Here is a 3220-nt window from a genome sequence, read left to right on the forward strand (position 1 = left end):
ATAAGGGAGATATTGATTCTGATTATTTTAATAAAAAGGCTGAATTACAATCCCTAGTGACCTCACTGGAGGCTGCTAATGAGAGCAATGGGTCTGACGAAATATCTTCTATCTCTAAAATAATCAAGAGTCTAGAGGAGCAGATAGATGAGAGCCAATCCCAAATTAATACTTTAACTTCATCTCGAGCTATTTCACTAAGTCTAGATGATCTCTTATCGGAGAGTGGAATTAAGAGAGATATGATTGAGCGAGTAATTCCAACACTAAATGCAAGAATTCTTGAGATCTCTGAAAAATTAGAATTTAAGTTTTCATTTGAATTTGACAATGAATTTGATCCTCATATAACTTATTTAGGATTACAAATTTCTCCAGAAAGTCTATCTAGCGGTCAGCGTAAAAAGATGAACCTAATTGTTTTGCTTGCTTTTATTGAAATAATTAAGATGAAACACAGCCAAATGAATGTAATGTTTCTTGATGAAATCTTTAGTTCACTTGATAAATCAAATGTATATCGAGCAATTTCAATTCTTAAAGAGTATTCAGAAAAATATGGAATGTCAATATTTGTAGTTTCTCACGAATCCCTACCTGAAGAGCTATTTAACTATCGAATCTTTGTGACCCAACAAGATCATTTTTCAGAAATGGAGATTACTAAAATTTAATTCAAATCTTTAGGTCGTTCGTCATACCACGTACAACCTTCAATAGGATATTCGTAAGTATCTTTCAACTCTCTTTTTAAAGTAAATGTTGGTCCATAAACAGCATTAGGTGCAAATAACCATTCCCTATTTATATCATCCCATTTGTAAAATCCACTTGTATCTTCCATATCTATTTTTATTTTATTGAAACACTGTCCAGTTTTTTGATGTTGCTATTAATAAATCAGCAGGTAATAAATCTGGTATTCCAGGATTACCCGTTATTGTTAATGTTTGTGTTGTTAGTGGTGAACCTAAACTCATAAATAATTCTACTAATGCTGTTCTTTGTAAACATCCGACAGGAGCAGTAACTGATACTACTATATTAGGTAGAACTAATCTTCTTAATGCGAAACAACTTACAAATGTAGTTGTTGTAATGGTTGTAATATTAGCACAATCGGTAAATACTATTTCTTGTAAAGAATAGCAGTTCTGAAACATTGTAGTTATATTAACAGCAGTACCACCAATCGTAATTGTTCCTATTTTTCTTAAATTAAAATTATTCTGAAACATAGAAGTTAAAGTATTATGATTTCCTAAATTTACATCACCAATTTCCTCTATATTATCGGAAGACATAGCAGTTGTTAAACCGCCAGTTCCTAAAAGTGTTACATTCCCAAACTTTTTAATTCTTGAACTTGCTAATATACTAGTCATACCAGCAGCTCCACTATTCCAAGTAAAATTTAATGATTGCCATACTGGTCCTATATTAGCAAAAGTTGTTCCAGATGTTGTGGTATTAGTAGTATCTATATTCTCAAATCCTTCAAAATTTTTCAAAGCAATTAAATCCCTTAAATTATTAGTTACTACACCAGTTGGTATAAATTTAATTATTTTTAAACTTTCCATCATAGTTTGTATTCTGGAATTAAAAGTAAGGGAGTGACTATGACTTATAACAGTTTCTAATATTTGGGATTTACCTGCTCTTGATGCTGCATTAGCCGAATTTATAGTCCAAGCAGATAATGCGCCAAAATTAAGAGTAACTGTAATTATTACTTGTTTATAATCTATTCCAAAACTATCTTGTAAAACAATTGAACTAATTAATGAATAATCATATCTTTTTGTTTGTATAGCAGTTGAGTTATTAACAGTTATTGTAGTTCCATCACCCCAATCAATTGTATAATTACAAGAACCAGAACCATAAGATACAGCAAAATAATTTTCTTCATCAGCATACACAGCTAATAAGAATGCACATTTATTTTCAGCAGCAGTTATAGTTGGCATTGTTAGCCAACCAGCTGGTCTTACCCATTTATCAGTTTGTCCTTTTATATAATAATTTATCATAATCTTGTCGTATTTAAGTTTATTACAGCAGCAGTTGAAACTGTTACTGTTATTTTAGAACCAATTGTAATAGGATTTCCTAAAACGTATGGTGAATTATTTACGGCTAAAGTTGTAGTTGGTGCATTAACGATATTCGTAACCGAGTCTATTTCTAAAGCAAATGGTGCATAAAAATCTACACTTAAATAATCCAATAATTCTATAGTAAATACTGGATTTTGATATTCCGGACTTACAGGACCTGTTGGCCCAGTAGGACCTGTTGGCCCAGTAGGACCTGTTGGCCCAGTAGGACCTGTTGGCCCAGTAGGACCTAGTTGTGTATACATTACTTGCGTGAATGTAGCAATAACACTTGGTGTAGCTGGATGAACGGGTGCAAGACCAGGTGGTAAATGTTCTATTGAAACTTGTGCGCTATTAGAATGCCACCAAAGTTCTACAGTATCACCAGGGCTGATTGAAGTTCCTACAAAATTAACTGTGGCTACTGCATAGCCGAACTCAGAAGCACTTTTACGCGCAGGCACATGGAATCTTGTTGTACTATCTGGATAATCTGAGCCGTTAAACCTTAACCAAATGTCAGCATAGTGAATATCATTATCTGTATTCTTAAGCTGAATTGAATAGATCATCGTGTATGTGCCAGGATTAGCAATAACAATTGTTCCAGTACCGCTTAAAGAAAATCCAACAGATCCATTATCGCTATTGATACCAACTATCTGCGCAGTTCCAGGCACTAAAAATGGTTGATCCGTGTCATCATAGAAATTTCCGTAGTAACCAAGTGCACCGCCGGCACCGGTCGGTCCAGTGTCACCAGTTAGCCCAGTTGGACCTGTCGGTCCAGTATCTCCAGTTGGACCTGTCGGTCCAGTATCTCCAGTTGGACCTGTCGGTCCAGTAGCTCCAGTGTCACCAGTTAGCCCAGTTGGACCTGTCGGTCCAGTATCTCCAGTTGGACCTGTCGGTCCAGTATCTCCAGTTGGACCTGTCGGTCCAGTATCTCCAGTTGGACCTGTCGGTCCAGTAGCTCCAGTGTCACCAGTTAGCCCAGTTTCACCAGTTAGCCCAGTAGCTCCAGTTGGACCTGTCGGTCCAGTATCTCCAGTTGGACCTGTCGGTCCAGTATCTCCAGTTGGACCTGTCGGTCCACCTCCACCTCCAACGCCCTC

The 3220-nt window shown here is 36.2% G+C and carries 4 protein-coding genes; 1 reads left to right on the forward strand and 3 read right to left on the reverse strand.

The features are described from left to right. The coding region (locus ACIQ32_RS12380) for a hypothetical protein (protein WP_396195982.1) at positions 1–674 on the forward strand (674 nt) is incomplete at its 5' end. Here the strand turns inward: ACIQ32_RS12380 and ACIQ32_RS12385 are convergent. The 3 genes from ACIQ32_RS12385 to ACIQ32_RS12395 form a co-directional block, all read right to left on the reverse strand. Then, positions 671–844 (reverse strand): hypothetical protein, encoded by a 174-nt coding sequence (locus ACIQ32_RS12385; RefSeq protein ID WP_396195983.1) that lies wholly within the window; start codon positions 842–844, stop codon positions 671–673. The genes ACIQ32_RS12380 and ACIQ32_RS12385 overlap by 4 nt on opposite strands. A gap of 13 nt (positions 845–857) precedes the next feature. After that, a complete protein-coding gene (locus ACIQ32_RS12390) occupies positions 858–2036 on the reverse strand; it encodes a hypothetical protein (RefSeq protein ID WP_396195984.1) in 1179 nt (392 codons plus the stop codon). After that, positions 2033–3220: hypothetical protein (locus ACIQ32_RS12395; protein WP_396195985.1), on the reverse strand; the 1188-nt coding region annotated here is incomplete at its 5' end. The genes ACIQ32_RS12390 and ACIQ32_RS12395, both read right to left, overlap by 4 nt.

Source organism: Flavobacterium sp., from assembly GCF_044373165.1.
Classification (GTDB): Bacteria; Bacteroidota; Bacteroidia; order Flavobacteriales; family Flavobacteriaceae; genus Flavobacterium.

What these genes read in the sequence shown, in the direction of transcription:
- ACIQ32_RS12385 (WP_396195983.1), bottom strand. Translation starts at nt 844, where the DNA reads ATGGAAGATACAAGTGGATTTTACAAATGGGATGATATAAATAGGGAA.
- ACIQ32_RS12390 (WP_396195984.1), bottom strand. Translation starts at nt 2,036, where the DNA reads ATGATAAATTATTATATAAAAGGACAAACTGATAAATGGGTAAGACCA.